This is a genomic window from Croceivirga thetidis (assembly GCF_012272815.1).
Taxonomy (GTDB): Bacteria; Bacteroidota; Bacteroidia; order Flavobacteriales; family Flavobacteriaceae; genus Croceivirga; species Croceivirga thetidis.
The window spans coordinates 612,224-635,958 of the sequence record NZ_JAAWWL010000001.1 but is presented as its reverse complement, the minus strand read 5'-3'; the positions used below and the strand labels follow the sequence as shown (position 1 = coordinate 635,958).

The window sequence follows — 23,735 nt, the reverse complement described above, 5'->3', positions numbered from 1 at the left end:
ACAAATAAAAACTACTCTTTGCGAATTAGAAATTCGCCTGACACACCTATCCAGTTCAAAATTATTACTTCGCGACCTTCTCTGTCAACAGTTAAACCGAAAGATCTATTAATTCGTGAACCTAAGGTTTCTGTAATATTTGAACCATCTCTGGATTCAATTGAAATTTCATAAACATTCTCATTCCTACTTTGTGAAATCAAAAAGTCTTCTTCGGGGAAGTCTCGCATATAGTTGAGAGTATAATCATCTTGATTATTTGTTTCAATTATATTGTTTTCTGAAAATGTAAACTCAAATAGACTTTCTGTTTGATTGTTTCCTATAGAAAATGGAGTTGTAATCCATTCTCCGGCATAACTCGAAGGGACAGAAAATAGCGAGTTGGAAGCTTCATTTTCTTCATTCGAACATCCGTAAAGTATGATGATCATTACGAGCAAAATTTTTCTATACATATGACACTAATATTAACTCAATAAAAGAATTAAATTTTATCCTTTGTAAAGTGGTTCCAATACCTTTAAGGCCTGTTCTACACTTTTGATCCCTTCAAAAACCAACAACAATCGCAATCCGTTACGGGTTTGTTTCTCTTTGAGCTGACATTCTTGGGGATGCGTCTGAACATATTGCAATACCCTTGTAAAAGTGGCAGTTTGGTAGAAGGGCGATTGCTGATCGGCAATAAAATAACCAATAAACTTGCCCTTTTTAAGAATAACACGCTCTAACCCAATAGAAGTGGCAATCCACTTAATCCGAACTGAATTTAAGAGGTCAACGGCCTGCTCGGGCAATTCCCCAAAACGGTCTATTAAGGAAGTTTCATACTGCTGCAGCCCTTCCTCGTCTTTAATCTCATTTAATTGGGTGTATAAATTCAGACGTTCTGTAATATTATTGACATAATCATCAGGAAAGAGTAACTCAAAATCGGTATCCAATTGGGTGTCTTTCACAAAGACTTTTTCTTTATCCCCTTCAACTTCATCATAGAGTTCTTTGAACTCATTTTCCTTAAGTTCTTCAATAGCTTCGGTCAAAATCTTTTGGTAGGTCTCGAAACCGATTTCATTGATAAAACCACTTTGCTCACCACCTAATAAATCTCCGGCACCGCGAATTTCCAAATCTTTCATAGCGATATTAAAACCGCTCCCCAATTCGGTAAACTGCTCTAAAGCTTGAATACGTTTTCGGGCATCGGGCGTCATGACTTCGTAAGGTGGTGTGATAAAGTAGCAGAATGCTTTTTTATTACTACGTCCTACGCGACCGCGCATTTGGTGCAAATCACTAAGACCGAAATTATTGGCGTTGTGTATAAAAATGGTGTTCGCGTTAGTCACATCGAGACCACTTTCTACAATGGTTGTTGAAACCAACACATCAAACTCACCATTCATAAATGCCAACATGAGCTGCTCCAATTTTTTACCCTCCATTTGGCCATGGCCTATTCCGATTTTGGCATCGGGCACCAATCGTTGAATCATACCCGCAACCTCTTTGATGTTTTCAATTCGGTTGTGAATAAAGAAAACCTGCCCACCGCGCTGAATTTCATAGGAAACCGCATCGCGAATGATTTCTTCTTGAAAACGAATGACTCGGCTTTCAATAGGGTAGCGATTTGGTGGTGGTGTGTTAATTACCGAAAGGTCGCGAGCGGCCATCAAACTGAATTGTAAGGTTCTCGGTATTGGCGTTGCCGTTAAGGTCAACACGTCTACATTTTCTTTGATGGACTTTAATTTGTCTTTAACTGAAACTCCAAATTTTTGTTCTTCATCTACAATGAGTAAACCTAAATCTTTGAACTGAACATTTTTGTTGACAAGTTGGTGCGTACCAATGATGATGTCTATTTTACCTTGGCCCAAGCGTTCCAAGATGTCACGTTTTTCCTTGGTGCTACGAAACCGGTTGAGGTAATCAACTGTCACCGGCATATCGTCAAACCGTTTTTTAAAGGTATTGCTATGTTGAAATGCCAAGATGGTAGTTGGCACCAAAACGGCCACTTGTTTTCCGTTATCAACTGCCTTAAAAGCAGCTCGAATAGCGACCTCCGTTTTTCCAAAACCGACATCCCCACAAATCAAACGATCCATTGGGCGCTCGCTTTCCATGTCTTTTTTTACATCGTCAGTGGCCTTGGCTTGATCTGGCGTATCTTCATAAATAAAAGAGGCTTCCAATTCGTGCTGTAGATAACTGTCAGGAGCATATTGATAGCCTTTTTCCAAACGACGCTTAGCGTATACTTTGATGAGATCAAACGCAATCTTTTTGACACGGCTTTTGGTCTTCTGCTTGAGCTTTTTCCAAGCGGCTGAACCCAGCTTGAATATCTTGGGTTCCTTACCATCCTTGCCGTTGTATTTTGAAATTTTATGCAAGGAATGAATACTCACGTAAAGAATATCCCGGTCACCATACACCAATTTTATCGCTTCTTGCTTTTTACCTTCTACGTCAATTTTTTGAAGTCCACCAAACTTTCCAATGCCATGATCGATATGGGTGACATAGTCCCCAATTTCAAGTTTATTAAGTTCTTTAAGGGTAATGGCCTGTTTCTTGGCATACCCATTTTTTAAATGGAACTTATGGTAGCGCTCAAATATTTGATGGTCTGTATAACAAGCCACCTTCAAATCAGTATCTAGAAAACCTTGATACAATGGAAAAACTATGGTCTGGTAATGAACATCTCCTTCATGTTCTTGTAAAATGTCATTGAAACGCTTGGCCTGTTGCTCAGTAGAACAAAAAATATAGTTGGTGTAGCCAGCATCATGGTTTTCATTGAGGTTTTCAATAAGAAGGTCAAACTTTTTATTAAAGGAAGTTTGTGGTTTTGTTTGGAATGTCACCTCGAGCGCAGTCGAGGGATTACTTTGACCATCAATTTCAACCACAGAAAAATCTTGTAATTGCGTTTTGAGCAATTCTGAATTCACAAAAAGTTCTTCTGGTGTCGAATGCTTGATTTCAGCGCTTAGTTTGGCGAAATTTTCCTTGGCCTTTTCAAAATTGGAGTCGATTTGGGAAAAGACCAAGTCGAGATTTTTAGAAAAAATGACCGTTTTAGAGGCTATATATTTCAAGAAACTTTCGCGTGTTTCTTGGGTAAACTTGTTTTCTACATTCGGGATGATGGTGATTTTTTTGACCTTTTCGGTCGAGAGTTGGGTCTCTACATCAAAAGTTCGAATACTATCGACTTCATCACCAAAGAATTCAATACGATAAGGTTCATCATGCGAAAATGAGAACACGTCTACGATTCCCCCTCGAACGGAAAACTCGCCGGGTTCCGTTACAAAATCAACGCGTTTGAATTCATATTCGAAGAGCACCTCATTCAAAAAATCCAAAGAAATGGTATCGCCAACTTGAAGCTTTTGCGTGTTTTTGTCCAATTCTTTACGAGTGACGACCTTTTCAAAAAGTGCATCGGGATAGGTAACAATGACTGCAGGCTTCTTTCTCGAATTGATTCGGTTCAAAACTTCGGCGCGAAGCAAAACATTGGCATTGTCAGTTTCCTCAATTTCATAGGGGCGTCGATAACTGCCAGGATAGAAAAGCACATCTTTTTCACCTAGTAATTGTTCAAGATCATTCAAAATGTAAGCGGCCTCTTCCTTATCCTGTAACAAGACAAGAAAAGGTGAATCTGCACCTTTAAAAGATTCAGAAATGGCAAATGAAACTGAAGAACCTACGAGGCCTTTGAGACTTACTTTGTTTTCAGGCTGGGCAATAGCTTTCCGCAGTTTCCTAAGTTTTGGAGACTGTTCAAATAGTTGGGAAACGGACGATTGAATCAATCCAACAATTTTCCGGCAAATATAAAGCTAGATTTGTACCACTTCACCCTCTACCACCACAAAAATTTCATCATTTTTTTTAGGGGTCAGGGTATAATTTCCCGTGAATTCCCCAAAAGCGGGTAAGATCAATTGATTACTGGTTTTAAAAAAACAAGGAAGCTTCAAACGTTGCCTCCCAAAGCCTTGAAGCCGCACAGCAGGATGTATATGACCACAAAAATTGAATAAACCGTCTCTTTCATCTGGGTGGTGAGTGAGTAAAAAATGGTCAAGTATCAGTTCTTCGAAAATTTCAATACCAACCGAACTAAATTTTTCAGGAGAAATAATATCGTGGTTCCCAGCTACAAGGCTAATTTTTGAAGCCGTTTTTTCAACCCAATTTTGAAATAAATCCCACTCCTTATTAAGCGATGAGTGGAATAGATCGCCTAGAAAAACAATGTGAAATGGTTGAAAATGACCCGCCAATTCATCTAACAGAATAAAGTTTTTATGCACCGCTTTTCTTGGTACTGCGGCACCAAATTTTCTAAAATGACCTACCTTTCCTAGATGCACATCAGAAATCAATAAAAGTGATTTTTCTTCCCAGAAGATTCCACCATGGGGGTGGAGTACAAAAGAATGGTTTTTGATTTTTATTGTTTCTGTCATAGGTCTTTGCGTTTGACACGCAATGCCAAAATTATGGATTCCAGCTTTCGTAAGAAGGACAAAAAGCTTACTTCATCAAAATCTTGGTCATCCTTTTAATTCTGTCAGCCAATTTTTCATTTGAGAGCTTTTCCCGAAGTCTATCGGTAATCAGAGGGAATGAAAATGGCGTGGGATTTTGACATTGTTTCCAAACGATTTCTTGGGTAGCAATTCGTTCTAAGGCGAGGCGTAGTCGCCCTTCTTCCAGCTGATGTTCAATGGTTTCGGTAAATGCCTGTTGAAAAAGTAGATTATCGGGTTCATAATCTCTAAAAACATCAAAAAGCAATTGCGAACTGCTCTGAAGGTGTTTCATTTTTACACCTTTTTCAGGATATCCAGTAAAAACCATTCCACTGATAACGGCAATATCACGAAACTTTCTTCTCGACATTTCATTGCTGTTCAAACTTTTTTGAAGGTCAGAAAGCATGTATTCCGTTGTAAAAAGGTTGTTATCCAAAACGGCCTGAATGTCTAGGGGCTTGTCGGATAGCATTTCAAAGCCATAGTCATTGAAGGCCAATGAGCACGTAATGGGCGATAACAAACTGATACGGTAGGATAGCAAACTACTCATGGCTTCATGAACAGCCCGCCCTTCGAAGGGATAAAAGATGTGATGGTAACCATCTCTTGTTTTGAAAGTTTCGATTAGAAATTCATCGGGTTTGGGCACCAAGCTTTCTTCTCGTTGTTTCTGAAAAATATGGTTTAGGGCAACCAATTCTTTGCTTTGTTCTTTTTCGGTTGCTGCTTTGTAGAGTTCGAGGCGCAACAATTCCGACATCTGGGCAGAAAAACTCAATCGACCACCCATCCAAGCAGGTACTTTGTTGGTTCGTTTCGTAGAATTACGAACTTGCACCTTCATGCTCCGAATGCGAATAAACTCCAAATTGCGCCCCGCAAAAACAAATACATCTCCAGGGTTTAGTTTCGAAACGAAGTATTCTTCGATAGAACCGATATAGCCCCCTTTTTGATAATGTACCGAGAGGTTGGCATCACCCACAATAGTGCCAATTTGAAAGCGATGGCGCATCGCTATGCCCTTGTTGTTGACCTTGAATTTTCCGTCAGCTTCCACCTCAACTTTCTTGTACTCGTCATAGCTTTTTAAGCTTTGACTACCCATTACCAAGAAATTCAATAGCCACTGCCACTCATCTTCGGTGATACCCTGATAACAAAACGTCTGTTTTATTTCAGGAAAAATCTCCTTCGGATAAAAGCCATTTGAAACAGCAAGGGTCGTTAAATATTGAATGAGCACATCATAACTGTTCAAAAAAGGCAAACGGTCTTCGACAGCATTTTCTTTAACGGCCACTTGAAGTGCCGAGGCTTCAATCAATTCAATGGCGTGGGTAGGTAAAAAATGGATTACACTGGTTTTGCCAGGTTGGTGACCACTACGACCAGCACGTTGTAAAAAGCGGGCAACGCCTTTTGGGCCACCGATTTGAATAACGGTTTCAACCGGAGCAAAATCAACACCTAAATCTAGACTTGAAGTGCAGACCACTGCTTTTAGACTTTCGTTACGTATGGCATTTTCGACCCAAATACGGGTCTCTTTATTTACACTACCGTGGTGCATGGCCATCTCACCCGCAAACTCAGGATAGCGTTCCAAGATTTTCTGAAACCAAATTTCACATTGACTACGGGTATTGGTGAAAAGGAGGGTGGTCTTACTTTTTTTGATGATGGGAATTACATCATCCAACAAATGAAGCCCGAGGTGTCCGCGCCATGGAAAGGTTTCCATTTGCTTCGGAATGATACTGCTGACCCTTATTTTCTTTTTAATATTTGCCTTGACCAAAACGGAATTTTCCATCTCCGATGAGGTAGGGCCCAAAAGGACTTCCCTTGCTTGTTCTAAATTCCCGATTGTAGCCGAAATGCCCCAGATTCGGAGCTCATTACAAACGGTTTTGAGCCTTGAAAGGGCAAGCTCCATTTGAATGCCACGTTTTGTGCCGAGCAATTCATGCCATTCGTCAATGACAATGGCCGAACAGTTTTTAAACTTGTTGCCATAGTCTTTTGATGCCAGTAGCAACTGTAAACTTTCAGGTGTGGTAATCAATAAATCAGGAAGCGAGTTTCGTTGTCTCGCACGTTCTTTATTGGAAGTATCGCCTGTACGTATGCCCACGGTCATGGGTAACTCCAAATCGGTAACAATGCGTTCTGCCGATTGTTTGATTTCTTGCGAAAGGGCCCGAAGTGGGGTTATCCAAACAGCCTTTAACCCCTTTTTATGCTTCGATTTGTAATCGGGGTTGTTCTTAATGTAGTTAAGGACAATAGGGAACCAAAGTGCATAGGTTTTTCCACTTCCGGTTGGGGCATTGAGCAATCCGTGTTTGCCCTGCAAAAAAGCGGTCCAGGTTTCTTTTTGAAACGTGTGTGGTTTCCAGCTTTGCTGCTGGAACCAATTGTTTGCTATTTCAAAAAGTTGTTGTCTATTCATGCCGATTGTACTCTGAATTTAAATAAGGTCATGAATCTTTACTTGACTGTTCTTTTTTGGTATTAATATAAGATTGATAGGCAATTCCTGCACTGGCGATACTACCGAATATTCCGATAAAAGTATCTCCAGTGATTATCAAATAAATGCCTGCAAGGGTTCCAACTACACCAATGATTAGTCCTAGGTTAAATGTGTTTTTCTTTTTCTTCTCCATCAATTTTGATATTAAAAGTGCTAGTTCAAGAATTCGGTATTAGCGTTCTTAAATCATTTATTGAGTTTGCCTCTTCAATTTTTTTGTCTTTTCGCCATCGTAAGATCCTGGGAAAACGGGTTGCTACACCACTTTTATGGCGTTTTGAAAGGGCGATGCCTTCAAATGCAATTTCAAAAACATGATGTGGGGTTACACTTCGCACTGGGCCAAAACGTTCCAAGGTGTTTTTTTTGATCCACGCATCCACCTCCTTGAATTCTGCATCCGTAAGTCCGGAATAAGCCTTGGCGAAAGTGACCAACTCCCTTTTTCCGTCAGCATTCTCTTGCCACAATGCAAATGTGTAATCCGTGAATAAATTACTTCTTCTACCATGACCACGCATGGCATAGGTAAGTACGGCATCAATGGTCAATGGGTCGACCTTCCATTTCCACCAATCTCCTTTTTTACGGCCAACTTGATAGGGGGAATTCAATTTTTTAAGCATCAACCCTTCGCTTCTCTTTTCCCTTGAGAGTTCCCTTTCCGCTGCTACTACTGACCAAGAATTGAATTGCATCCGTTCTGATAAAAGTAGCGGAAGGTCGCTGAGCGAAGTCGAAGTGACATTTTCGTCGTTTCGACTTCGTTCAACCATCATTTCAAGTAGTTCCCTTCGTTCTAAAAACGATTTCGAACGAATATCTTGTCCTTGCCACTCTAGTAAGTCATAGGCTTTTAAAACTACTGGGGTCTTTTTCAGTAGATTTTTGGAAACTGTTTTTCGGCCTATTCTAGTCTGTAAATCGTTAAAGGTCCCTATTTCACCATTGGGGTAGGGCAAGAGCTCACCATCCAACACAGTACCATTCGGAATTGGGCCTAAAAACTTTTGAAACTCGGGATATTTATCCGTAACCAATTCCTCGCCTCGACTCCAAACAAATAATTCATCGTTACGCAGAATTACCTGTGCCCGTATACCATCCCATTTATGTTCAAATGACCAGTCTTTGACATCTCCCAAATCTTCAATGTTGTCTTCTAGGGCATAGGCCAAATAAAAGGGATAGGGTTTTGAAAGAAAATCACTTTCATTTTCTTGCAAGACTAGATCTTGATATGAAATCACGTTTGGGTCCCAATTTCCCATGAGCTTATAGGCCAAAACATCTTCATCGATTTCAGTTGCTTTGGATAACGCCTTTGTCATCAACTTTTGACTTACTCCTATTCGTAATCCACCAGTTATTAATTTGGTAAATACAAATCTGCAATAATAGTCCAGTTGTTTCCAGTTATCAAAGAGATAGGTTTTTTTGTCTTCATCCGATTGTTTTTTTAACCAAATCATCTCTTGTAAAAAGTCAGTCAATGACTTCTCCGTAGATTTTTCATCAGAGGGAACTACCAATGCAATGGTCTCGGCCAAATCACCCACGATGTGGTAACTTTCTTCAAAGAGCCATAGTGGAATATTGGCCAACTCAGAGGCCCACTCACGCAATAAAGTGGTATTCACGGGTCGAGGTGGACGTCGATGCGATAATATGGCGATGGTCCAAACTTTATCCTTGTCAGGTGCATGTGAGAAGTAGTTGGCGAGTGCATTGACCTTGACATTAGTTTTGTTGGTGCTATCCAATGTTTTAATAAGTCGTGCAAACTGTTTCATTCGGCCTCAACTTTTTCGGTTTCAGCATTCACTTCGCCATTTTCACCTTCAAATTGTGTGCTTTCGGTTCTTGCATCATAGCCTAGCGTTCTTAAATACTTTGAAAAAATATCGGTATAGCCATGGGTGCAAATAATTTTTGATGCCCCTGTTTCCTTAATGGCGGTTAGCAATCCTGGCCAATCGCAATGATCGCTCAACACAAAACCTTTGTCAATGGCCCGTCTTCTTCTTGCTCCTCTAAATGCCATCCATCCACTTGCAGTGGCGGTAACAAAAGGAGTCATTTTTCGAATCCAAGTACTGCCGTGGGCTGAGGGTGGGGCTATAACAATATTCCCTTTAATGTCCTCCTTTTTTGTGTCGCGGGTGATGAGCTCTGTTTTGGGAAAATCAGTCAACGGACGGAGGACTTCCGTCATTTTTTCGACCGCACCGTGCGTAAATATTTTACCAATGGATGGGTCTAGGTGTTTTAATAAGCGTTGTGCTTTGCCCAAAGAATATCCAAACAAAACAGAGGTTTGACCTGCTGATTGGTTTTCGGCCCACCACTTGTTAATATCAGATATAACTTCTTCTTGAGGTCTCCATAAAAAGGCCGGAAGGCCAAAAGTGCATTCGGTAATAAACGTATCGCATTTTACGGGTTCGTAGGGAGTAGCGACCCCATCAGCTTCTAGTTTATAGTCCCCGGTAAACACCCATACCTCCCCTTTGTGTTCAACTCGAATTTGGGACGAGCCGATGATATGACCGGCTGGATGCAAACTAAACTTGACCCCATTGATCATAAACGATTCTCCCCATTCCCTTCCGGAAATCGTTATAGTTCCCAAACGATGTTTTACAATGGGTACATTTCTGTGATGGGTAATATAGGCCTTGTGGCCCCATCGGCTATGATCGGCATGCCCATGGGATATAATGGCCTTTTCCACCGGGCGCCATGGGTCTAAATAGACATCGGCGGCTTCGCAATAGATACCCTTATTGGTAAATCGTAAAAGTGGAGATTTCATAGCTCGATGAAATTACAAATTTCTTTTGGGCATTATTTAGGAAGGTTTTTTGGAGCGAAGTATATTTGCCAAACAAAAATTTTAACAATGCCCATTATAGATTTATACGAAGCTGGAAATTCAAGAAAGCAGTTGGCTCACTTCGCAACTTTATGCAGTCTGGCCGCGGTTGATGGTGAAATCAATGAAGAGGAAAAAGCTGTTTTAGACAAGTTCGCTTTTAAACTTGATATCAGTGAGGCTGAGTATAAAGAGATTATGAAAAAGGAGAATAAATATCCTATAGAAACCCCACACAGTGAGGAAAAACGTCTAAAGCGTTTATTCGATTTCTTTCAGATTATTTTTTCAGATAGGGATGTTGATGATACCCAACTACGTATGGTTGAGAAATATGCCATAGGTCTTGGTTTTCCAGTTGATAAATCAGAAGCGATTATCGAAAAATCCATTAAAATCTTTACGGGTCAAATTGCTTTTGACGATTATTTGTATCTGATGGATAAATAATCAGTGGTACTTATCTAAAAATTCCTGAAGTTTCAAGACCATATTTTTACTTCCACAGAAAAACGGAATACGTTGGTGTAATTCTGTAGGTTGTACGTCTAAAATTCGCGATTTGCCTCCTATGGCCAGTCCGCCGGCTTGCTCGGCCAAAAAGGCCATTGGATTGCACTCGTATAACAACCTTAATTTACCATTATTGGTCACGCTGCTTTTAGGGTACATATATATGCCACCTTTAATCATATTTCGATGAAAATCGGAAACCAATGAACCAATATATCTTGAGGTGTACGGACGGTCTCCTTCCTCTTTCTGACAATATTTGATATAGTCCTTTACACCTTGATGAAAATGAACATAGTTTCCTTCATTGACCGAATAGATTCTTCCATCTTCAGGGAATTGCATGTTCGGATGTGAAAGGTAAAACGTTCCTATAGCAGGGTTCAATGTGAATCCGTTTACCCCATTTCCCGTGGTATATACCAGCATGGTTGAGGTGCCATAAACCACATACCCCGCAGCAACCTGTTGATTACCCGGTTGCAGAAAATCTTCTAATTGAACTGGTGTGCCAACAGGAGTTATTCTTCGGTAAATCGAAAAAATGGTCCCAACGGATACATTTACATCAATATTACTTGAACCGTCAAGAGGGTCAATTAAGACTACATATTTATTGTTATGATTCTCATCTTGACTATTAATGGTAATAAAATCATCTTCCTCTTCTGAAGCAATTCCGCAGACGATTTCTCGGTTTTTTAAGGTTTGAATGAATTTCTCATTCGCTAGAACATCCAATTTCTTTTGGTCCTCGCCTTGAATATTGGTGTCGCCGGCATCACCCAAAATATCAACCAAACCTGCTTTATTGACTTCATGGTTCACTACTTTGGCCGCAAGGCGAATGGCATTGATGAGTTTGGACAATTCTCCAGTAGAGTATTGAAAATCAGTTTGGTTTTCAATTATAAATTCCCCTAGAGTCTTGGTTCTATTGTGCATTGGTGAGAAGGTTGTATTTGTTCGAAACAAAGGTCGTTGATTTTAGATTACTACAACGATTTCGATAAGTTTTTGTTGTTTTAATCCGGACATCTTTGCCAAAGTACATTTTGAAAACAAAGAACACTCAAATCGTTGCATATTTAAACAACGGTTTGATAATTTATAACAAAGTGTTTTATTTGCAACAATTATGGAATTTAGTATAAGAGAAGCAGTGAGGTCTGATATGAAAAGCGTACACGCTTTGATTACAGAATTGGCGGTTTTTGAGAAGGAGCCAGAAGCCGTAAAAGTTACCATAGGCGATTTGGAGCGGGATGGGTTTGGTGAAGCACCTTTGTTTCATTGTTTTGTAGCAGATTTTAATGGTGATGTAGTAGGAATAGCTTTGGTTTATCCGCGTTATTCAACGTGGAGAGGCCCCGTAATCCATTTAGAGGACCTGATTGTTACAAAAGCTATGCGAGGTAAGGGAATCGGGGCGGCACTTTTGAAACGCGTGGTTCAATACGGGGTTGCTAAAGGTGTTGGTAGAATCGGATGGGAGGTTTTGGATTGGAATGAACCGGCCATAAAGTTTTATGAAGATTGTGGGGCTATTGTTATGAGGGATTGGCATGTCGTTCAAATGGATGATGTGGCAATGAAAAAGTTTTTAGAAGCATGAGAATATTCAAATTTGGGGGAGCATCCGTTAAAGATGCAAATGGAGTAAGGAATTTGGTCAAAGTACTCGAAGCTGTAGGCCATGAAAAAATCGTTTTGGTTATATCGGCAATGGGTAAAATGACCAACGCCATGGAAGAGGTAATAGATGCCTATTTCAATGAAGAATCTCAGCTTGATGATAAAATTCAAGTTGTCGTCGACTATCATAAGGCGATTATAAACGATCTCTTTGAGGTAAAGAACCATGATGTACACCATAAGGTCAATAAATTAATAGAGGAATTCCGCGGTTTCTTGATGTGGAATAAATCACCCAAATATGCTTTTGTTTATGATCAAGTCGTAGGTTATGGAGAATTGATTTCTACGACAATTGTAAGCTCGTATTTGACCGAAATTGGAATGACCAATAATTGGTTGGATGTTCGAGAACTGATTAAGACCGACAATTCGTATCGTGATGCCCAAGTAAATTGGGATTCAACCGAACAACGAGTCTCTGAAAAAGTGGAACCGGCGCAATTGAATATCACTCAAGGTTTCTTAGGTAGTGATGAAAATAATTTCACCACAACCTTAGGTCGGGAAGGTTCGGATTACACTGCTGCCATTCTGGGGTATTGCCTCAACGCCAAGTCTGTTACCATTTGGAAAGACGTTCCAGGGGTCTTAAATGCAGACCCTAGACATTTCAAAGAAACCCAAAAGTTGGAACAAATCAGTTATCGTGAGGCCATAGAATTGGCATTTTACGGTGCCTCTGTTATTCACCCGAAAACGTTGCAGCCTCTACAGCAAAAAGAGATACCACTGCATGTAAAATCATTTGTTCATCCAGAAGCCCAAGGTACCACTGTCGGTAAGGGAAAAAAGATTGTTCCTGAAGTGCCTTGTTTCATTGTTAAAAAGAACCAGGTCTTATTAAAACTATCATCACTTGACTTCTCTTTTATTGTAGAGAACAACATCAGTGATATTTTCAAAATGTTTCACGATTATCGATTGAAAGTTGATTTGATTCAGAATTCGGCAATTAGCTTTTCAGTTTGCTTGGACAATAAATTCTCGGGACTAAAATCGATTTTACCTGAATTGGAAAAAAGGTTCAAGGTCACCTGTCATGAAGACGTATCCTTATATACCATAAGACACTTTGACGAACAGGCCGTTGAATCGGTTTTGAACGGATATGATGTACTTGTTGAACAACGTGGAAAGGAAACCGTTCAGTTGGTCGTAAAATAGTAATGGCCCCCGCCTAATTGTCTATATTTACAGTCTACCAACTAAATCAAATCAATGGGGCTGGTTACGGCGAAAGAGGTGGCCAAGGTTATAAATCTTGACCGTTATGGTGTTTTTGGAACGTTCATCGGATGGTTGTTGATGAAGATAACCCGTATTTCGAACCTCAATCGATTTTATAAAAAGCATAAAAATCTCCCAGGCCCTGATTTTTGCGATACCATTTTAGAGCATTACGATATTGATTTTGAACTTGTTGAAGAGGAGTTTAAGCGCTTACCTAAATCCGGACCTTACATTACCATTTCAAATCACCCTTTAGGGGGTATAGATGGTGTTCTTTTGCTAAAACTTATGCTATCACAGCGGGATGATTTTAAGATTATAGCCAATTTCCTTTTACACCGTATTGCACCCCTGAAGCCTTACATAATGCCGGTGAATCCTTTTGAAAACCATAAAGATGCCAAAAGCAGTGTTATGGGTTTTAAAAGTGCACTGAAACATATCAAAGAAGGGCACCCCTTAGGTATTTTCCCTGCTGGAGAAGTATCTACCTATCGCGATGATAAATTGGTGGTAGACCGCCCTTGGGAAGAGGCTGCCTTAAAATTGATTCGTAAGGCAGAGGTACCTGTTGTTCCCATATATTTCCATGCTAAAAACAGCCGTTTGTTTTATCGTTTGTCCAAAATCAATGATGTTTTTAGAACGGCCAAATTACCTTCTGAGTTAACGACCCAACGAAGAAGACCGATTAAGGTACGCATAGGCCAACCCATTTCTGTGGCCAACCAAAAAGAGGCAGAGAGTCTAGAGGATTTTACCGAGTTGCTCCGTAAAAAAACCTATTTATTGGCCAATGTTTTTGAGAAGGAACGTTTGATTGATAAAGTGCCAACTAGCATAAAAATTCCAAAACCGACCAAAAAAATTGCCTCTGCAGTTCGAACTGAAGTTTTGCAAGGTGAGATTGAAAAGTTGCGGGAAAAAGATCTTCGTTTATTACAGAGTAAAAATTATGAGGTATATCTGGCACAGGCCAAAGACATGCCTTTTTTGCTCCAAGAAATAGGAAGACAACGTGAGATTACCTTTCGTGAAGTCGGGGAAGGAACGAACAACGCAGTTGATCTGGATGGTTTTGACTCGTACTATCATCATTTATTCCTTTGGGATGATAACGACAAAAACTTGGTTGGAGCCTATCGAATGGGTCTGGGTTCCACTATTTTTAAAGACCACGGAATAGATGGTTTTTACCTTCAAGATCTCTTTCGTTTTGAGCCTGAATTGTATGGTATGATGTCGAAATCCATTGAAATGGGTAGGGCATACATCGTAAAAGAATATCAACAAAAACCAATGCCACTCTTTTTACTTTGGAAAGGCATAGTACATACAACACTTCGACATCCTGAACATAAATATCTAATAGGCGGTGTAAGTATTAGTAATCAATTTTCGAATTTCTCGAAATCGTTGATGATTGAATTTATGAAATCGCATTATTGGGATCCTTATGTAGCGCAATATATTCGTCCCAAAAAAGAGTTTAAGGTACAATTGAAAGATGCCGATAAGGAATTTGTCTTTGATGAGACAGAAGCCGATTTGAACAAATTTGATCGCTTGATTGAAGAAGTGGAACCTGGAAGCCTAAGGCTTCCTGTTCTAATCAAAAAGTACATCAAACAAAACGCCAAAGTTGTTGCCTTTAATGTCGACCCATTATTTAACAATGCAGTTGATGGTTTGATGTACATTAAAATTGCTGATTTACCGGAGAGTACGGTAAAACCGGTTATGGAAGAATTTCAAGCCGAGCTGGAACGTAAACATTCAGAAGGTCAAGCTTCAGAAACGGATTGAAAGACCCAAAAAAGTTCAGTGGCAATCTGAATACTTCGTTCTAAGTATTTTTCACTCTGTTGTTCGGTTCCATCAAAGGCCTTAGGGTCTTCGTAGGTGATTGGAAAACGTGCTTCTGCCCCTACAACCATTGGGCAAGCTTCATTCGCAGAATCACATGTCATAATAGCTCCAAAGCCGGAATCGGGATTGAACGAATCATCATACGTTTTAGAAAAACAAATAACAGGATGTTTGTTACCTGAATAGTTAACTGCATATATAGGGTTTTGGTCATCCGAAAGTTTTAAAATTTCAAAGCCTTGATAGGTTAAGGTTTCACCCACTTTTGGAAACATTGCTGTTGCCTCTGTTCCTCCAGAATAGCAGCTTAAGTTATCCACATTAAAATAATGAGCCATGGTCTGAGCCCATATCTGTGATAAATGACTTCTTCTTGAATTATGGGTGCAAATGAAATTCAATCGAATTTCTTCCTTTTGACCTCGTTTTTGAATGATGTAATCAACAAGGGGTTGAAGAACCGACATGCGCTCTTTGGAAATGGTTTTGGCATTTAAGGAATTAATTGTTTTCTCCAGTTCAATAAATAGTTTGTCTTGGTTCATAGCAAATAGAATTATTAGATACCGACGATTTTACTTCGTTTCTCAAATAAAAGATTATCCATCCATATCCCGTCTTTGGTTTTGCCCACTTTTTCTCGTTTACCTAAAAATCGAAAACCTACCTTTTCGTGTAGTTTAATGCTCGCTTGGTTTTGAGGAAAGATACCTGATTGTAAGGTCCAATATCCGGCATTTTCGCTCTCCACAATAAGTTTTTCCATCAACGCCTTTCCAACTCCTTTTCCTCGGGCATTTTTGCCAATATAAACACTGACTTCTGCGACCCCGCCATAGACACATCTGCTTGATACGGGTGAAAGTGCCGCCCAACCAAGTATTTCGTTTTCAGATTCAGCAATTAAACGACATTCGTCAATATGGGCAACATCCCAACTTTTGTAATCTGGGACAGTGGTTTCAAAAGTGGCAATTCCGGTTGATATTCCCTCGGCATAAATCTGGCCAACTTTGGGCCAATCGGTGGATGACATTCTTCTTATTACCATCGGTTTTAGAACTATAGATTTAACAACAGTTTACTTTAATCCTTTGATTGTGCAGAAAGTTTCTAGGACCTTCAATAGCAAGCAAAATGTGTAAAAGGGCCAAAATAAATGCCCCAGGCACAGCATTTTCAGCAACGAATAGCAACGTTCTTCCCGCTAAACTCGAATAATCAATTTCTGAAATAAAAAGAAGGGTATTTTCAGTAAATCTAATTTTAAGGGCGATTATCAATACGACTAACCCATAATGGGTTGCATTTGCAAACAAATGGAGAATGTATTCTTGTTTAGGCAATCCTCCCATAAATTTCCGGCTGTCCTCTTCAGAATGTGCATCGATAGCAAGAATAACAAAATCGATTACGACCAATAATAACCCAATTAAGAACCAAAAGAAATTCTGTTGATTTAATACCAAGAAAATGACAATTAAAGGGAAAAGTATAGCCCTTAAGGTATGGGTTAAGTGTTCTAATTTACTTTCAATTCTATTGTATAGCTGATACTTCCAAAGATGTAGGTAAAGCCCATCATAGGTGGCAAGGACCATATAGGTGAAAAGTGAAATTGCCGTTATGAGAAATATGACTTCCATAGAAATATTAACAACAACCGCTTCCTGGAGCACAAGAAGAAGCTCCTGATTTTACAACTGCCTCAGTTGGAACGCCACAGGTCTCTTTTGCTTTGCAGTCCGTCTTTTTGATAGATAGCTTGAAAACTAACTTTTCATTGTTCCAAGTGTAGTCATCAATGAATAATTGTGCCGTATGGAATTGGTCATTACTGTATTCAATTTTTAATTCGGCCTCACGGTCCATTGCCCTCATTTTATCAACCTTATTCAAAATACCAAGTGCTTTGTATGAGCTCATAAATTCGGTTTTTCCGATTTCTGATGGACTTTCCCAAAGTTGGATTATGGTCTCCTTCCAGGCATCGGTTCCAGCACCGCAATCCACCGATTCAATGGCAATATTTTTTACCTCGGTAATGTGGTAATTCGCCGGCACCAATTGTCCGGGTTGGTACTCAAATAGTAAACTTTTGTTTTTATGGTCTTCGAGTAAGGATAAGAATTCCGATGTTATCATGCTAACAACAATTTAGATTAATATTTACAAAAAAGGAGGATAATAACTCTTGTACGTGGCCCCATCTTTCTTTGTTAATGCAATAACAGAGATTTTTTCCTTCGAAGGTTCCATCGAGTAGTCCTACTTTTTTTATTTCATTAAGGTGTTGGGATATAGTGGGTTGGGCCAAACCAATTTCATCTACGAGATCGGTACAAATACAATTCTCTTGTTTGCTTATATATTCAAGGATAGCTACCCTTGCAGGATGCGCCATTACCTTGGCAATTTTTGCAAGCTCATTATGTCGCGGAGAGAAAATATGTGTTTTAGTTGCTCCCATGTAAAATTATATATTGCAATATTACGATGATAAATTGAAATAAAAAAGGCCAGCGTTAATTTCTGACCTTATTATTTTTAGAACCAAGGCTTTTTGCCCACTTGGTATGTGTTGTAAAATTCCTCATCTGACTTCGTCAAATAAATAATTCCTTCGATTAATCCAATTAATCCCGGAATCCAAAAGAAAAACGCCCCAACAACAATGCAACTTGTTGCATAGCCTAAAAGGGTTACACCAAGCATTATAAAACCTTCTTTCTGATACCCAAGAATAAACTTATGAATTCCTAAAGACCCAAGAATTATTGCAAGAATACCAGCGAGAATTTTTTTATTATCACCCCCACCAACTGCATTATTCAATCCTTCGCTGAATTCGCTGGCTGTTTTTTTAGCTTCTTCTTTGAAATCACTTGCAGCCTCTTTGGCATCCTCTGCAGCTTCTTTTGCAGCGTCCTTTGCCTTGTCAAAAGCTTCTTCTGCCTTATCACCTAAATCTTTGTTGTCTTCAGACATGATTTTTAATTTGATTGGTTAATAGAACCTAAATGTAAAAAATAAATCATTAGTTACAGAAAGGCTTTATCAACAGGTTCCCAAAGCTCAATTTTGTTGCCTTCAGGATCAAGGATCCAACCGAATTTGCCGTAGTCGTATTCTTCAACTTCACCAATAATTGTAACACCCTCTTTTTTAAGTTCGGCCAATAACTCTTTTAAGTTTTCCACTCTAAAGTTCATCATGAACTGTTTTTCGCTCGGATTGAAATACTCGGTGTCATCCTTGAACGGGCTCCATTGCGTCATACAATCTTTACCCTCCTTGTCTTTCCACCAAAAACTCCATCCGTATTGGTCGGTAGGTATCCCTAAGTGCTTTTTGTACCAATTTTTAATGCCATCTGGGTCTTTGGTTTTGAAGAAAAACCCACCTAGGCCTGTTACTCTTTTGTTCATTGTTTTACGTTTTTCTCATATAATGCAATCCACTGATCAGCTGTCATTTTTTTGCACAGTTCCCCAATCAACACGTATGGAATATTTGCTATTTTTTTAAATCGAATGCAACTCTTACCCATATCCAATTTCGTTTTCACGTGTTTTGGATATTCACCTACAAACCAATCCAATAGTTTTTTATCGGCGTAGATACCAGAATGGTAAAGTGCTATGAAATTCTTTTGCGAGGCAATATTAATAAAGGGCAAAGGCACTTTTGGGTCACAGTGGTACCCGTCAGGATATTTTGAATGCGGCACATAATACGCTATCATTTTGTAACCAATTCCTTCTTCGAATCCTGTTGGTAAATTATCACGAACGGTTTCCCTTAGTTTTGAAATTGCTTCGGTTCGTTCTGATGGTACTTTTGAAATATACTCGTCTACTGTTTTGGCGTCTATGGTCATGTCAATTTATTTACGTTGAAGAATCAAGGAAGAAATTAAGGAAATAATAAAACCAATGACAAAAACGGTCATGGTCATCAATCCAAAACTAAAGAGTGGGTTGGTAAAAAGTTCTTTTTGAGATTCAAGTTCTGCCAATTTCACCTTGAATTCTTCTGGCGACATTGAGACTTTCATTTGTTCAACCGAGGCATTGTAATAGTCATCCATAAATGTAGGATTCAATACTTCAGTGTAAATCACATCTAAAATACCAAATACTACTGCAGTTATAAGACTGATTAAAACCCCAATGGTCAGTGCCTTTTTAAAGGCAACTTTTCCATTGTTTTCGTTATCTCGGTAATGTTTGATTCCAAAGAACACAAAAAGCAACGCAATGATCATCGAGGCGTAACCCAGCACTTCTTGCGAAGCAAAGCTCAAATCGTCCATTACATACCACGAGAGCAAAAAAAGAACACAGATGGCTATGGCACCAAAAGCGCCATATTTAATAATAGTTTTTTTCATGATTTTCTTATTTAAAGGTTTAGGCCAAAACTAGTCTCAATAGGTAGGAACCGACTCATACTAAAGTACCAAATTGCTAGTACTTAGGTAGGAAAGCAGGTCTAAGTGGTGATTATTTGAAGTTCTTTTGCTTTTTGTATCGCCTGTGTTCTTCTTTTTGCATCTAGTTTGATAAGTAGGTTGGAAACATGGGTTTTGATCGTACTTTCGGAGATATGTAATTTTTCACCAATTTCTTTATTGGAAAGTCCTTTGGAAATCTCCATCAGTACTTCGTATTCACGATTGCTTATACCCAACTCTTGAATTTTTTTGAAATCTATGGTAAATGAGTCCTGTTGGAGTTGTTTCTTTTTTTGTTGATTGATATAGAGACCAATACCCAAAAAAACAATAGCAACAATTGAAATTATAAGCTCGATTGAGGTACTACCCGAAAGGAATGAATATTTGCCCAATTGAAAAAGGACAAGTAATGAAACAATGAGGGCCGAAAAGACAAAGATGGTCTTCTTCACACTCTAATTTAGCAAAATTCTGCCTTCACCTTGTCGACAATTGTCTGCGCTAATTTTTCTTTGCTTTCCACGGTCCATCCAGCAACGTGTGGGGTTAGGAGTACATTCTTTGCTTTGCGCAAATATTTAAAAGGCTTTGGCTTGTTCGAAAAAAAGTCGCCAAAATCAAATGATTTCTTCTCATATTCAAGCACGTCGAGACCCGCCCCAAGTATTTTGCCCGATTTGAGAGCGGACACCAAATCTTTGGTTACCACACAACTTCCTCGGGCGGTATTTAAGAACCAAAATGGTTTTTCAAAGGCATTGATAAATTCGGTATTTATCATTTTCATGGTTAACTCTGTCTGTGGAACATGCAAACTCACCACATCAGCACGATTTTGAAATTCCAAAATTCCCACCTGTCTGGCGTTTTCATCTCCAACTCCGCCGATAATATCATAGCAGATAACTTCATCCACATCAAAACCCATTAATTTTTTGGCAAAGGCTTTCCCCATATTGCCGTAACCGATAATGCCGACAGTTTTACCCTCAAGTTCAACGCCACGACTTCCTTCCCTGTCCCATTTTCCTTTTTTAACCTCTCGGTTTGCCTTATTCAATTTGTTCATTAGGCTAAGCAACATGCCTAAGGCATGTTCGCCTACAGCATTACGGTTACCCTCTGCTGCAGCAGCTATGAAAATGTTTTTTGAACGCGCATATTTAAGGTCGATATTTTCCAAGCCTGCCCCAACACGACCTATGAATTTCAAGTTTGTGGCGGTATCCAAAAATTTAGAATCAATTGTAAAACGGCTTCTAATTATCAATCCATCATAAGCCGAAATCTTTTTCTCAATATCCTCTTTTGAGGACTTGTAATCTTCATCATTCTCAAAACCAAGCTCCTTAAACTGTTCAATGAGCAGGGTATGGTTGGTGTCAACATGTAAAACCTTCATATGCGGGGGTAGTGGGTTTGTGTCATTTCGTGTTCAACAGTTCCCGTATGGGCTGTTGAAAGCTTTTCAAAAAGTAATAAATGAACTTCTTCGTTATTTTTTGTGGCTGGACAATGTTCCACACCTTTTGGAACGACAATTAGCTCACCTTCTTTAACAACTTCGGTTCGATCTCGAAACTGCATGTAAAGGGTGCCCTTGAGTACTTGAAAGAGTTCATCTTCATTTTCATGGACATGCCAAACAAATTCGCCTTGAATCTTGGCTAAGATTACCTGCATATCATCAACAACGGCAATCTGATGTGGATGCCATGTTACGTCAAACAGGGAGTGTTTTTCCTTAAGGTTAATTGATTTCATAATCCCAAAATAAGTTTAGCAATCCAGAAATAAATAAGAATCCCAAATATATCGTTACTAGTTGTTATGAAAGGTCCAGTGGCTATTGCTGGATCGATGCCTCTTTTGTCTAAAAACAGCGGGATGAAAGTTCCAATAAAACCAGCCACAACAATGACTGCAATTAAAGAAATGGAAATGGCCATGGCTGTCATAAAATCACCTTTCCAAATCCAAGTGAACAACAATAATAGTGCAGAAAGTATAATGCCGTTCAATAGGGCCAATAACATTTCTTTGATCAGGCGGTTACCGATGCTCCCCTTAATATCGTCATTGGCAAGTCCCTGAACTATAATTGCGCTTGATTGCACGCCAACATTTCCGGCCATTGCGGCAATTAGCGGTGTAAAAAGAAAGAGGACTGTATACTTTTTGAACATCTCTTCAAATCCACCCATAATAACAGCGGCTGCTGCTCCACCGAATAGGCCCAAAATAAGCCATGGCAAGCGGGCACGTGTTAATTCCCAAATAGTATCATCGGCCTCTACATCTTGCGATATACCAGCGGCCAATTGATAATCTCGTTCGGCCTCATCTCGAATAACATCAACGATATCATCAATGGTGATGCGCCCAACCAATCGTCCGATTTCATCAACTACAGGTATGGCTTCCAAGTCATATTTCTGCATGATTTTGGCGACCTCTTCCGGTTTTTCGTTGACATTGACATAATCAACTTTTGGAATATAAACTTCTCGAATATGGGTTTCTGTTGAAACTGTCAGTAAGTCCTTTAAAGATAGCCGACCCTTTAATTTTTCTTCATCATCTATCACATAAATGGAATGTACCCGGGTTACTTCTTCAGCTTGGGTACGCATCTCTTTGACACAACGGGTTACCGTCCAGTTTTCATTAACCTTGACCAATTCTTTAGCCATAAGTCCACCTGCGGTATCCTCATCATAGCGCAAAAGATCAACAATATCTTTGGCATGGTCCCTATCCTCAATTTCTGAGATTACTTCTTTGACCAATTCTTTTGGAAGCTCACCTACAATATCTGCCGCATCATCAGTATCCAATTCCTCTAACTCATCGGCAATTTCTTTTGGGGATAGGTTATTCAGAATAGCTTCTCGAACGTCTTCGTCAAGTTCGGTAATAGCGTCGGAAGTCTTTTCGCTATCCAGCAGCTTAATGATATAGGTTGCTTCTTCCTCATCGAGCTCATTGGCAATTTCAGCAATATCTGCATAATGAAACTCCTTCATTAAGGTTCTCAACTCTGCATCTTTTGATTCAGAGATCAAGGTTTGCACCTGTTCTAAAAGCTCGTCTGTGAGTTTAAACGGAATCATATTGAATTTTCTGGGTCAATTCAACAAAATTGGCGACAGATATCTGTTCTGGTCGGCGGTCAAAGATAGCATCTTCTCGAAGACTATCGGAAAGCCCAAAACCCTTCAAACTGTTTCTTAATGTTTTTCTGCGTTGGTTGAAAGCTGCCTTTACTACTTTGAACAATAACTGTTCGTCGCAGTCCAATTGAAAATTTTCTTTTCGGGTTAACCGCAACACTCCCGACTGTACTTTAGGCGGTGGGACAAATACATGTGGATGCACCGTGAAAAGATATTCGGCTCTATAAAAAGCCTGAACCAAAACAGAAAGAATACCATAGGTTTTACTCCCTTCTTTTTCACAAATTCGTTGCGCAACCTCTTTTTGGAACATACCTGAAAATTCTGGAATTTGATTGCGATGTTCGAGCATTTTAAAGACTATCTGTGACGAAATATTGTAGGGGAAGTTTCCCGTAATGCCAAATTGCTGTTGCCCGAATAGTTCTTGTAAATCGAACTTTAAAAAATCAGCTTCTAATACGGTCAATTTACTATTCTGCTCTAAGACCTTTGGGTGTTCTAAAGGAAAACTGTGGTTTAAATAGACTATGGATTCCTCATCCAAATCCATGGCAACCAAATCCATCCCTCGTAGAAGTAAATACTTAGTGAGTACTCCGGTGCCGGGGCCAATTTCGATTACTTTTAGATAGCCTTCAAGGGAAAGGGTTTCGGCAATTTTTTGGGCAATTTTTTCATCTTTTAGAAAGTGTTGCCCTAAATGTTTTTTCGCCTTTACTGGGGAATTATCTTGCCCTTTTTTTTCAAATTTTCTATGCGAATCCCTTCTTTTTTTGGGCATGATTTGGTTTTGTGCCTA

Annotated in this window: 26 protein-coding genes; 4 read left to right on the top strand and 22 right to left on the bottom strand. The window is 39.4% G+C overall.

What is annotated here, in order from left to right; genetic code table 11:
- Positions 1-11: 11 nt before the first annotated feature.
- From HCU67_RS02770 to HCU67_RS02740, 7 genes are all read right to left on the bottom strand, one after another.
- Positions 12-434, bottom strand: coding sequence for a hypothetical protein (locus HCU67_RS02770; protein ID WP_168551077.1), 423 nt, complete (start codon positions 432-434; stop codon positions 12-14).
- 60 nt (positions 435-494) lie between these two features.
- Positions 495-3,842, bottom strand: a complete 3,348-nt coding sequence (mfd, locus tag HCU67_RS02765; protein WP_168551076.1) for a transcription-repair coupling factor — start codon at positions 3,840-3,842, stop codon at positions 495-497.
- Positions 3,843-3,869: 27 nt separating this feature from the next.
- On the bottom strand, positions 3,870-4,502 hold the full coding sequence (gene pdeM / locus HCU67_RS02760; protein ID WP_168551075.1) for a ligase-associated DNA damage response endonuclease PdeM: 633 nt from the start codon (positions 4,500-4,502) through the stop codon (positions 3,870-3,872).
- 67 nt (positions 4,503-4,569) lie between these two features.
- On the bottom strand, positions 4,570-7,029 hold the full coding sequence (locus tag HCU67_RS02755; RefSeq protein ID WP_168551074.1) for a ligase-associated DNA damage response DEXH box helicase: 2,460 nt from the start codon (positions 7,027-7,029) through the stop codon (positions 4,570-4,572).
- 28 nt (positions 7,030-7,057) lie between these two features.
- The gene (locus HCU67_RS02750) at positions 7,058-7,246 is read right to left on the bottom strand and encodes a hypothetical protein (RefSeq protein WP_168551073.1); all 189 of its coding nucleotides are present in this window, start codon (positions 7,244-7,246) and stop codon (positions 7,058-7,060) included.
- Between the two features lie 25 nt (positions 7,247-7,271).
- Positions 7,272-8,906 carry an ATP-dependent DNA ligase gene (locus HCU67_RS02745; RefSeq protein WP_168551072.1) on the bottom strand — a complete coding sequence of 545 codons (1,635 nt, stop codon included), beginning with the start codon at positions 8,904-8,906 and terminating at the stop codon, positions 7,272-7,274.
- Entirely contained in the window at positions 8,903-9,928 is a 1,026-nt protein-coding gene (locus tag HCU67_RS02740) for a ligase-associated DNA damage response exonuclease (protein ID WP_168551071.1), read from the bottom strand. The genes HCU67_RS02745 and HCU67_RS02740 overlap by 4 nt, the downstream gene beginning before the upstream one ends.
- An 87-nt stretch (positions 9,929-10,015) precedes the next feature.
- On the opposite strand from HCU67_RS02740, the gene HCU67_RS02735 reads away from it, so the two are divergent.
- The gene (locus HCU67_RS02735) at positions 10,016-10,438 is read left to right on the top strand and encodes a tellurite resistance TerB family protein (protein ID WP_168551070.1); all 423 of its coding nucleotides are present in this window, start codon (positions 10,016-10,018) and stop codon (positions 10,436-10,438) included.
- Here the strand turns inward: HCU67_RS02735 and fbp are convergent, their stop codons facing one another.
- Positions 10,439-11,446 (bottom strand): class 1 fructose-bisphosphatase, encoded by a 1,008-nt coding sequence (fbp, locus tag HCU67_RS02730; protein WP_168551069.1) that lies wholly within the window; start codon positions 11,444-11,446, stop codon positions 10,439-10,441.
- Positions 11,447-11,639: 193 nt separating this feature from the next.
- On the opposite strand from fbp, the gene HCU67_RS02725 reads away from it, so the two are divergent.
- The 3 genes from HCU67_RS02725 to HCU67_RS02715 are packed head-to-tail and all read left to right on the top strand — an operon-like array spanning position 11,640 to position 15,235.
- A complete protein-coding gene (locus HCU67_RS02725) occupies positions 11,640-12,116 on the top strand; it encodes a GNAT family N-acetyltransferase (protein WP_168551068.1) in 477 nt (158 codons plus the stop codon).
- Entirely contained in the window at positions 12,113-13,363 is a 1,251-nt protein-coding gene (locus tag HCU67_RS02720; protein ID WP_168551067.1) for an aspartate kinase, read from the top strand. The genes HCU67_RS02725 and HCU67_RS02720 overlap by 4 nt, the downstream gene beginning before the upstream one ends.
- Before the next feature lie 54 nt (positions 13,364-13,417).
- On the top strand, positions 13,418-15,235 hold the full coding sequence (locus HCU67_RS02715) for a GNAT family N-acyltransferase (protein ID WP_168551066.1): 1,818 nt from the start codon (positions 13,418-13,420) through the stop codon (positions 15,233-15,235).
- On the opposite strand, the gene HCU67_RS02710 is transcribed toward HCU67_RS02715, so the two are convergent.
- The 14 genes from HCU67_RS02710 to rsmA form a co-directional block, all read right to left on the bottom strand.
- On the bottom strand, positions 15,214-15,843 hold the full coding sequence (locus HCU67_RS02710; RefSeq protein WP_168551065.1) for a low molecular weight phosphatase family protein: 630 nt from the start codon (positions 15,841-15,843) through the stop codon (positions 15,214-15,216). The genes HCU67_RS02715 and HCU67_RS02710 overlap by 22 nt on opposite strands.
- A 14-nt stretch (positions 15,844-15,857) precedes the next feature.
- Entirely contained in the window at positions 15,858-16,334 is a 477-nt protein-coding gene (locus HCU67_RS02705; RefSeq protein WP_246865691.1) for a GNAT family N-acetyltransferase, read from the bottom strand.
- Between the two features lie 34 nt (positions 16,335-16,368).
- The gene (locus HCU67_RS02700; protein WP_168551063.1) at positions 16,369-16,944 is read right to left on the bottom strand and encodes a hypothetical protein; all 576 of its coding nucleotides are present in this window, start codon (positions 16,942-16,944) and stop codon (positions 16,369-16,371) included.
- Between the two features lie 7 nt (positions 16,945-16,951).
- Positions 16,952-17,443 carry a DUF6428 family protein gene (locus HCU67_RS02695; RefSeq protein WP_168551062.1) on the bottom strand — a complete coding sequence of 164 codons (492 nt, stop codon included), beginning with the start codon at positions 17,441-17,443 and terminating at the stop codon, positions 16,952-16,954.
- Between the two features lies 1 nt (position 17,444).
- Entirely contained in the window at positions 17,445-17,768 is a 324-nt protein-coding gene (locus tag HCU67_RS02690; RefSeq protein ID WP_168551061.1) for an ArsR/SmtB family transcription factor, read from the bottom strand.
- Between the two features lie 77 nt (positions 17,769-17,845).
- A complete protein-coding gene (locus HCU67_RS02685; protein WP_168551060.1) occupies positions 17,846-18,286 on the bottom strand; it encodes a TM2 domain-containing protein in 441 nt (146 codons plus the stop codon).
- Positions 18,287-18,339: 53 nt separating this feature from the next.
- Entirely contained in the window at positions 18,340-18,726 is a 387-nt protein-coding gene (locus tag HCU67_RS02680; protein ID WP_168551059.1) for a VOC family protein, read from the bottom strand.
- On the bottom strand, positions 18,723-19,178 hold the full coding sequence (locus HCU67_RS02675; RefSeq protein ID WP_168551058.1) for a DUF1801 domain-containing protein: 456 nt from the start codon (positions 19,176-19,178) through the stop codon (positions 18,723-18,725). The genes HCU67_RS02680 and HCU67_RS02675 overlap by 4 nt, the downstream gene beginning before the upstream one ends.
- Before the next feature lie 6 nt (positions 19,179-19,184).
- Positions 19,185-19,691, bottom strand: coding sequence for a DUF4199 domain-containing protein (locus HCU67_RS02670; RefSeq protein WP_168551057.1), 507 nt, complete (start codon positions 19,689-19,691; stop codon positions 19,185-19,187).
- 101 nt (positions 19,692-19,792) lie between these two features.
- The gene (locus tag HCU67_RS16705) at positions 19,793-20,209 is read right to left on the bottom strand and encodes a LuxR C-terminal-related transcriptional regulator (protein WP_168551056.1); all 417 of its coding nucleotides are present in this window, start codon (positions 20,207-20,209) and stop codon (positions 19,793-19,795) included.
- Positions 20,210-20,217: 8 nt separating this feature from the next.
- Positions 20,218-21,159 (bottom strand): 2-hydroxyacid dehydrogenase, encoded by a 942-nt coding sequence (locus tag HCU67_RS02660; protein ID WP_168551055.1) that lies wholly within the window; start codon positions 21,157-21,159, stop codon positions 20,218-20,220.
- Positions 21,156-21,521: a cupin domain-containing protein gene (locus HCU67_RS02655; RefSeq protein ID WP_168551054.1), complete on the bottom strand. Its 366-nt coding sequence runs from the start codon at positions 21,519-21,521 to the stop codon at positions 21,156-21,158. Before HCU67_RS02655 ends, HCU67_RS02660 begins: the two co-directional genes overlap by 4 nt.
- The gene (gene mgtE, locus HCU67_RS02650; RefSeq protein ID WP_210423606.1) at positions 21,518-22,870 is read right to left on the bottom strand and encodes a magnesium transporter; all 1,353 of its coding nucleotides are present in this window, start codon (positions 22,868-22,870) and stop codon (positions 21,518-21,520) included. Before mgtE ends, HCU67_RS02655 begins: the two co-directional genes overlap by 4 nt.
- A complete protein-coding gene (gene rsmA / locus HCU67_RS02645; RefSeq protein WP_168551053.1) occupies positions 22,857-23,717 on the bottom strand; it encodes a 16S rRNA (adenine(1518)-N(6)/adenine(1519)-N(6))-dimethyltransferase RsmA in 861 nt (286 codons plus the stop codon). Before rsmA ends, mgtE begins: the two co-directional genes overlap by 14 nt.
- Positions 23,718-23,735 lie beyond the last annotated feature (18 nt).

Excerpts from the sequence above, each read along its gene's own strand:
- HCU67_RS02695 (WP_168551062.1), bottom strand. The coding sequence starts at position 17,443 with ATGATAACATCGGAATTCTTATCCTTACTCGAAGACCATAAAAACAAA.
- HCU67_RS02670 (WP_168551057.1), bottom strand. The coding sequence starts at position 19,691 with ATGAAAAAAACTATTATTAAATATGGCGCTTTTGGTGCCATAGCCATC.
- HCU67_RS02755 (WP_168551074.1), bottom strand. The coding sequence starts at position 7,029 with ATGAATAGACAACAACTTTTTGAAATAGCAAACAATTGGTTCCAGCAG.
- HCU67_RS02725 (WP_168551068.1), top strand. The coding sequence starts at position 11,640 with ATGGAATTTAGTATAAGAGAAGCAGTGAGGTCTGATATGAAAAGCGTA.
- HCU67_RS02705 (WP_246865691.1), bottom strand. The coding sequence starts at position 16,334 with ATGTCATCCACCGATTGGCCCAAAGTTGGCCAGATTTATGCCGAGGGA.
- fbp (WP_168551069.1), bottom strand. The coding sequence starts at position 11,446 with ATGCACAATAGAACCAAGACTCTAGGGGAATTTATAATTGAAAACCAA.
- HCU67_RS02700 (WP_168551063.1), bottom strand. The coding sequence starts at position 16,944 with ATGGAAGTCATATTTCTCATAACGGCAATTTCACTTTTCACCTATATG.
- HCU67_RS02685 (WP_168551060.1), bottom strand. The coding sequence starts at position 18,286 with ATGTCTGAAGACAACAAAGATTTAGGTGATAAGGCAGAAGAAGCTTTT.
- HCU67_RS02690 (WP_168551061.1), bottom strand. The coding sequence starts at position 17,768 with ATGGGAGCAACTAAAACACATATTTTCTCTCCGCGACATAATGAGCTT.
- rsmA (WP_168551053.1), bottom strand. The coding sequence starts at position 23,717 with ATGCCCAAAAAAAGAAGGGATTCGCATAGAAAATTTGAAAAAAAAGGG.
- HCU67_RS02680 (WP_168551059.1), bottom strand. The coding sequence starts at position 18,726 with ATGAACAAAAGAGTAACAGGCCTAGGTGGGTTTTTCTTCAAAACCAAA.
- HCU67_RS02715 (WP_168551066.1), top strand. The coding sequence starts at position 13,418 with ATGGGGCTGGTTACGGCGAAAGAGGTGGCCAAGGTTATAAATCTTGAC.
- HCU67_RS02735 (WP_168551070.1), top strand. The coding sequence starts at position 10,016 with ATGCCCATTATAGATTTATACGAAGCTGGAAATTCAAGAAAGCAGTTG.
- HCU67_RS02675 (WP_168551058.1), bottom strand. The coding sequence starts at position 19,178 with ATGACCATAGACGCCAAAACAGTAGACGAGTATATTTCAAAAGTACCA.
- HCU67_RS02770 (WP_168551077.1), bottom strand. The coding sequence starts at position 434 with ATGATCATCATACTTTACGGATGTTCGAATGAAGAAAATGAAGCTTCC.
- HCU67_RS02655 (WP_168551054.1), bottom strand. The coding sequence starts at position 21,521 with ATGAAATCAATTAACCTTAAGGAAAAACACTCCCTGTTTGACGTAACA.
- pdeM (WP_168551075.1), bottom strand. The coding sequence starts at position 4,502 with ATGACAGAAACAATAAAAATCAAAAACCATTCTTTTGTACTCCACCCC.
- HCU67_RS02710 (WP_168551065.1), bottom strand. The coding sequence starts at position 15,843 with ATGAACCAAGACAAACTATTTATTGAACTGGAGAAAACAATTAATTCC.
- HCU67_RS02745 (WP_168551072.1), bottom strand. The coding sequence starts at position 8,906 with ATGAAACAGTTTGCACGACTTATTAAAACATTGGATAGCACCAACAAA.
- HCU67_RS02750 (WP_168551073.1), bottom strand. The coding sequence starts at position 7,246 with ATGGAGAAGAAAAAGAAAAACACATTTAACCTAGGACTAATCATTGGT.
- HCU67_RS02740 (WP_168551071.1), bottom strand. The coding sequence starts at position 9,928 with ATGAAATCTCCACTTTTACGATTTACCAATAAGGGTATCTATTGCGAA.
- mgtE (WP_210423606.1), bottom strand. The coding sequence starts at position 22,870 with ATGATTCCGTTTAAACTCACAGACGAGCTTTTAGAACAGGTGCAAACC.
- HCU67_RS02660 (WP_168551055.1), bottom strand. The coding sequence starts at position 21,159 with ATGAAGGTTTTACATGTTGACACCAACCATACCCTGCTCATTGAACAG.
- HCU67_RS02720 (WP_168551067.1), top strand. The coding sequence starts at position 12,113 with ATGAGAATATTCAAATTTGGGGGAGCATCCGTTAAAGATGCAAATGGA.